3 protein-coding genes and 1 CRISPR repeat array are annotated in these 6745 nt (G+C 70.2%); all 3 genes read left to right on the top strand.

Annotation, left to right across the window (positions count from 1 at the left end; translation table 11 throughout):
• Window positions 1-14: 14 nt before the first annotated feature.
• Window positions 15-1267: a CRISPR direct-repeat array (repeat unit 29 nt; unit sequence CGGCTCACCCCCGCTCGCGCGGGGAACTC).
• Between the two features lie 166 nt (window positions 1268-1433).
• Window positions 1434-4292: a CRISPR-associated helicase Cas3' gene (gene cas3, locus GUY61_RS32175; protein WP_166633859.1), complete on the top strand. Its 2859-nt coding sequence runs from the start codon at window positions 1434-1436 to the stop codon at window positions 4290-4292.
• Window positions 4293-4484: 192 nt separating this feature from the next.
• On the top strand, window positions 4485-6026 hold the full coding sequence (gene casA / locus GUY61_RS32170; protein ID WP_313896973.1) for a type I-E CRISPR-associated protein Cse1/CasA: 1542 nt from the start codon (window positions 4485-4487) through the stop codon (window positions 6024-6026).
• Window positions 6027-6096: 70 nt separating this feature from the next.
• Window positions 6097-6745, top strand: a 649-nt coding sequence (gene casB / locus GUY61_RS32165; RefSeq protein ID WP_166633858.1) for a type I-E CRISPR-associated protein Cse2/CasB, incomplete at its 3' end; no start/stop codon positions are given.

The raw sequence follows: 6745 nt of genomic DNA, 5'->3' as shown, positions 1-6745 counted from the left end.
TGTGTATAAGAGACAGGCTCACCCCCGCTCGCGCGGGGAACTCCGCCGCCCCGCCTTGCGCACCATCTGCACGTACGGCTCACCCCCGCTCGCGCGGGGAACTCCGCCGCCCCGCCTTGCGCACCATCTGCACGTACGGCTCACCCCCGCTCGCGCGGGGAACTCGCCGCCCTCGACCTGTGGAACCGGCCGAACGCCGGCTCACCCCCGCTCGCGCGGGGAACTCCACGACGCTAGGCAGGCCCCTACAGTTCGGCACGGCTCACCCCCGCTCGCGCGGGGAACTCCTGGTCACCAAGGAGCCGGTTGGACCACAGGACGGCTCACCCCCGCTCGCGCGGGGAACTCTAGCCGGAGCCGAGCGCGGTGTTGACGGCGATCGGCTCACCCCCGCTCGCGCGGGGAACTCCAGGACGATCTCGCAGCGCGCGGCCGTGTGCCCGGCTCACCCCCGCTCGCGCGGGGAACTCGATCGAAGGGTTGGGTGCGGGCTCACAACGCCCGGCTCACCCCCGCTCGCGCGGGGAACTCATCCCCACCGCCGCCTACTGGGGGCAGTCCGACGGCTCACCCCCGCTCGCGCGGGGAACTCATCCCCACCGCCGCCTACTGGGGGCAGTCCGACGGCTCACCCCCGCTCGCGCGGGGAACTCGCGAGTCGGCGGTTCATCGGGTCCCCCTCTTGCGGCTCACCCCCGCTCGCGCGGGGAACTCCGCCCGCTTGTCGACCGACCCGACCACGGGCACGGCTCACCCCCGCTCGCGCGGGGAACTCGTGGTATCACGTTCCCGGGAAGTCGATGCCACCGGCTCACCCCCGCTCGCGCGGGGAACTCAGCGGTGGCGGGGGCAGCGTGCAGCAGATCGACGGCTCACCCCCGCTCGCGCGGGGAACTCGTCCGCGTAGCCAGGCCAGGAGCTGATCCGGCCGGCTCACCCCCGCTCGCGCGGGGAACTCTTGGGTTGCCATAGGGCGATCCTCTCGTGTGGCGGCTCACCCCCGCTCGCGCGGGGAACTCGATGCGACGCTGGAGAACTGGTTCCAGCCCGACGGCTCACCCCCGCTCGCGCGGGGAACTCGCGATCTCCGACTCGTTGACGTTGTACGTGTCCGGCTCACCCCCGCTCGCGCGGGGAACTCACGGGAATGGTGGATGTTGCCACGGGTGCCTCCGGCTCACCCCCGCTCGCGCGGGGAACTCAATTACATACTGAAATGCGAATACGCAACAGTCGGCTCACCCCCGCTCGCGCGGGGAACTCACTTGCTGACCTGCAGGCATTTACTACGTATGCCAATTCGTTATCTGGGCAGCAGTGCCTTCCATCTGGGCCCGGGTGAGTAAGCGGTCACCGGTCAAGCAGGCGTTGTCAGTGGCGTGTGCTGAGATGCCTGGCACAGGTCCACCTCCATAAGCCGGGAGCCGCGCACGATGACGAGCGACAGCGAAACTTTAACGCCCGTCGATCCCCAGCTGTGGGGCAAGCAGCACGGCCTGCCGCGCGAGTACCCCGTGGTGTGCCATCTGCTGGATACGGCCGCGATGGCTGGTGCGCTGTGGGACGGGCTGCTGAGTCATGAGGCTGTCGAGCGGCTCAGCGGCGAGGTGGGCGTTGACGCCGTCGAACTGCGGCAACTGGTCTGCCTGTGGGCCGGGCTGCACGACATCGGGAAGATCAGTCCGGCGTTCCAGCGCAAGTGCAGCAAGTTGTATGAGGCGTTGCAGGCTGCGGATTCTGCTTACGGGCCGGCTTCCACGAAGGAACTGCGTGACGCACTGGTCCTGGATCACGACGAGGCCACGCACTGGGTGCTGGTCAGCCTTCTCGAAGAGTTCGGCTATCCACCAAGCCCGCGGGGTGCTCACCGCGGGGTGGGGCACCAGATCGCGCAGATGCTGGGCGGCCACCACGGCCGGTTCCATCCGGCCATGTCGCGGCAGCAGGCTCGCCAACCGCGGCTGAACCATCCCGGTCTCGGGACGGGCGTGTGGGAGGAACAGTGCCGGGCTCACGCCGAGGCAGTCAGGCGGATGACACGGAGCACCGTCGTACCGCCGCGGCACCTGCCCGCTTCCGTGGCTGTGGTTGTCGCGGGGCTGGTGATCGTCGCGGACTGGCTGGCCAGCCAGGAGTCCTTCATCGCGCCGCGGATTCCCGCCTCGGGCTGGAGCGCGGACGACGATGGGCTGCTGACTCATTGGGAGCGTTCGGTGAAGGATGCTCCGGCAGTGGTGCGTGAGGCCGGGCTGGGCCGGGCCGCCGTTCGGGAGCTGTCGTTCAGGGAGATGTTCGGGTTCGAGCCGAACTCGTTGCAGGCGTCCCTGGTGGATGAGCTGCCGGAGCTGGTGCGGGGCCCGGGGCTTCTGCTGGTGACGGCTCCGCCGGGTGACGGGAAGACCGAGGCGGCACTGTTCGGGGCGAGTGTGCTGATGCGTGCTGCCGGTGCGAACGGTGTCGGTTTCTCGTTGCCCACGATGGCGACGGCCGACGCCATGTACGAGCGGGTGCGGGCGTTCGCCGAGCGGACGCTGGACGGCGATGCGGCGCTGACGCGGGTGCACAGCATGGCCTGGCTGAGTGCGGACGCCGCGACGGACGCGGCCGCCTCCGCAGCCACCGCCGGTCCGGTGCTCTCCAGCGAGCATGCCTCCGTGGAGGCGGCCCGGTGGCTGCACACGACCAGGCGAGGCATGCTCGCACCGCTCAGCGTGTTCACGATCGACCAGGCGCTGGCCGGGGTTCTGCCACTTCGGTACAACGTGCTGCGGATGCTGGCCCTGTCGGGGAAGGTCCTGGTCATCGATGAGGCGCACGCGTATGGGCCGTGGATGCACGCTCTGCTGCTCCGGCTGCTGGAATGGCTCGGTGCGATGGGAGCGCCGGTGGTGGTGCTGTCCGCGACGCTGACCGGGAGCACGGCGGGCTCGCTGCTCCAGGCGTACCGGCGGGGATGCGGCCAGACCGGCGACTTGACAGCGGCGGGCATGCAGCCGCGCTACCCGGGGTGGGTCTACGTCGACGGGGCGCCCGGTGCAGCCGTGAGCAAGCCGCGCGGAGTGCCGAGTGAGCGGGAAAGGGTGCTGGAGTTCCGGCTGCTGCCGGTCCGCCGGAATGTGGGGGCCGACGATGCACGGCATCGCTGGTCGGTGGTCAAGGAGTTGCTGCGGCCGGTCGTCGAGGACTGCCGTGGCACCGTGCTGGTGTGCTGCACGACCGTGGCCGAGGCCCAGGAGACCGCTGCATCTGTCCAGGCGTGGCTTGCCGAGCGTGCGGGCTCGGGAGCCGAGGTGCCTGACCTGCATCTGCTGCACTCCCGCTACCGGGCGGGTGAACGGCGCAGGATCACTGAGGGGTGCGAGACGTCGTTCGGGAAGACGGGCCCGCGCCCCAGGGCGGCGATCCTGGTCGCCACGCAGATCGTGGAGCAGTCACTCGACCTGGATTTCGACTTGCTGATCACCGACATTGCACCGCTGGCTCTTCTGCTGCAGCGCGCGGGCCGCTGCCAGCGCCACAAGCTGGACGGGTACGACCTGCACGCCGCACAGCGGCCGGCCTGGGCGGCTGGTGACCCCCGAATCGTGGTGCTGGATCCGGTGAACGAGGAAGGCGAGTTCGAGCAGCCGAGAGTGTGGGGGTCGGTGTACCACGAGTCGCTGCTGCGGCGTACCAGCGAGCTGCTGGCGCGCCGTGCGGGGGGCCGGGTGCAGGTGCCGGGGGATGTGCAGGAACTCGTCGACGCCGTGTACGCAGAGGAGTTCGGCGGCGATCTCGATGAGAAGTCCCGCAGGGAACTGGAGACCGCTGACACCGCGCGGCGTGCGGAGGAGGCGGCCGAGGCTCAACTGGCGGACATGGTGCGCGTGAAGGCGCCGAAGGACGTCGGGCAGGACCTGCGGCGGCTGAGCGAGAGCCCGGTGCCCGTGGGCGAAGACTTGATTGCCACGCGGCTGGGTGCCGACTCCGAGCGGGTGGTGTGCGCGTACGAACAGGACAGCGGGAAGTGGACGCTGGACGAGGACGGCCGCATCCCGGTGCCCGGCCTGAACGGCGAGGCGCGGGTGAGGCGCGACGGGGCACGGCTGATTGCGCAGTACATGATCCCGGCGCCTGGGCGCTGGTTCCGCGAAGGAGCCGAGCTGCTCGACCTTCCTGAAACGTGGGAGAAGAACGCGGTCCTGAAGGGCTGGAAGATTCTGCCGATGCACCGCAGGACCGAGGCCGGTTGGCAGGGCAGGGTACAGCGCGGGACAGTCCGATATAGCGACTTCGGGCTAATCACCATCTAAAACATCATTGCTTCAGCTTCCTCGGCTAGCGTCGTCCCTGTCGGTGACGGAACGAGCTCGGCTCACCCCCGCTGTCGCGGGGACCAGTCACCGCACCGCAACGAGAACGGTTCTTACACAGCATTGCGGCTCACCCTCGCTCGCGCGAGGAACCTCGGATCGAGGCTACCCAACAAGGAGGTGGTCGTCCTCGTGGACCAAAAATTGCAGTTTTCCCTGCTGTCCGAACCCTGGATAGGCGTCCTGTGGACCGACGGCACCCAGGACCGCCCACCGGCCGTCGGGCTGAAGACCCTGCTCACACAGGCTCGGCAGATCAAGGCCCTGGCGGTGGGCCCCGCTCCCGCACTGTCCGCCCTCTACCGCGTGTTGTACGCGATCACGGCTCGTATCACCGGCCTCGACGAGGCACAGGACGGTCCAGACGAGTGGCTGGACCGGCGCGCGGAGTTACTCGAGAGCGGACCCGATACCGCGGCTGTCGACGCTTATCTCGATCCGCTGGCCGCACGCTTCGACCTGTTCGGGCCGCGGCCGTTCCTCCAGGACCCCCGGCTGGCCGTCGAGTGCCCCAAGCCGGCCGGCGTGAACAAGCTCGTCCTCGGCCGCCCCGCCGGGAACAACTCGACTTGGTTCGGGCACCACTTCGACGATGCTCCCGAGTCGGTCGACGGCGCAGAGGCCGTCAGCCACCTGCTGATGTGGCTGTACTACGGGCCCTCCGGCCGCTGCGCGACCCGCACGGTGGGAAGCACCAGCGAGGCCAACGCCTCCGCCGGCCCCCTGCGTTCCACACTCTCCTTCCACCCGGAGGGCACGAGCCTGTGGGAGTCGCTCCTCGCGGGCCTCGTCCCGCCCGAGAGCACGGTCAGGCGAGACCAGGACCTGTGTCCCTGGGAGCACGAGGACCTGCCTGACCCTCTCGCCGCCGCAACCGCCTATCCCGGCCCGTTGTCCCGGCTGACCGGCGGCTGGCAGCACGCCCTGCTCCTCGTCCCCGATGTCGGCGCCCGGCACGTGACGGACGCCTATATCACCTGGGGCCACCGCGGGAAGAAACCGCCGACCAACGATCCGTATGTGATCTGGCAGGTCAGCCAGCAAGGCAACCCCTACGTCCGTCCCGCCGACTCCGGTCGCGCCCTGTGGCGGGACGTCGACGCCCTCCTGCTCAAGGAGCCCAGCGGCTCGCAGGCCCCGCGCCGGCCGACCGTGTTCGCCACCGTCGGCGACCTCATGGACGACGACCGCATCAGCGTCCGCGCCCTCGGCTTCGAGCAGGACGGCAAGACCAAGGACGTGCAGTTCGTCCAGGGCTGCACGCCGCAGCTCCTGAACCTGATGGAAGAGCGCCGACCGGAGATCGCACGCAGCATCGGTGACCTTCGCGTCGCCGGGGAACTGTACGGCCGCCGACTCGGCCTCGCGGTCAAGCGGGCCTGGGCCGAGATCAACAACGCGAAGATCACCGACTGCGCCTGGGCCGAGCAGGCCGCCGCCCACTACTGGCCGCGTGCGGAGCAGTTGTTCTGGTCCCGGGTGCGGGCCGAGGACTTCGACGGCGCCTGGCGCGGGTTTCGCCGCCTGGCCGAGGAAGCGTACGACGAGGTCACCGCCGGCCCGGCCCGCACGGCCCGCGGCGCGCGAGCCATCGAGCACGCCCGCCTGGAGCTGTACGGAGGGCGGCGCAAGACCCGCGGCACGACCCCTGCCGTCGCGCAGAAGACGCCCTGAGCCCCGCCGCCCGAGACCGGCCCACGGCCCCATCACACCGCAACCGCATGTCCTGTCACGAGAAGGTGCCATGACCACCATTCCCCAGCAGACACCGCCCGCTTCCGCTGAAGACCCGCCGGGCCCGCACGCCCGCGCCCACCGGTTCGTCGCCCAGGTGCGGGCCCTGTGCAAGGACGATCCCGGCAAGCGGGCCGCCCTGCGCAGCGGCCTGGGCCGGCCCGTCGACGACTGCGCCCGCATGCACTGGGTGATCGCCGACCTCGTCCCGGTCCCGGACCGGCAGTACGAGAGCACCGAACGCGCCTACTACGCGATCGCTGCGATGATCGCCTCCGTGCCTGGCCCGGTAGCCGTCCCGGCACAACCCGCGAAGACCCCAGCCTCGCCGGCCACGGCGCGCCGCAACCTGGGCGAGTGCCTCGCTCAGGCCGTCGAGGCGGGACTCATGCGGGAGAGCAGCGCCGAGTCACGGCTTCGGCTGCTGACCAAGCAGAGCGTCGGTGGCCTGCACCGGCACCTCCCCTCCGCGGTGAGGATCCTGACCGGCCGCCCGGAAGGCGTCGACTGGGCCCAACTGCTCGTCGACCTCGCCTTCTGGGAGCGCGACCGGCCACGCATCACCCGCCGCTGGCTGCAGGCGTTCTACCGCACCCGGCTGCGCACGGACCGGCAGAACGCCGACACCGCCGACAACGAAGAACGCGCCGCCGCCGCGC

Source organism: Streptomyces sp. GC420 (assembly GCF_009916105.1).
Classification (GTDB): Bacteria; Actinomycetota; Actinomycetes; order Streptomycetales; family Streptomycetaceae; genus Streptomyces.
This window is presented reverse-complemented; position numbering and strand designations above follow the sequence as displayed.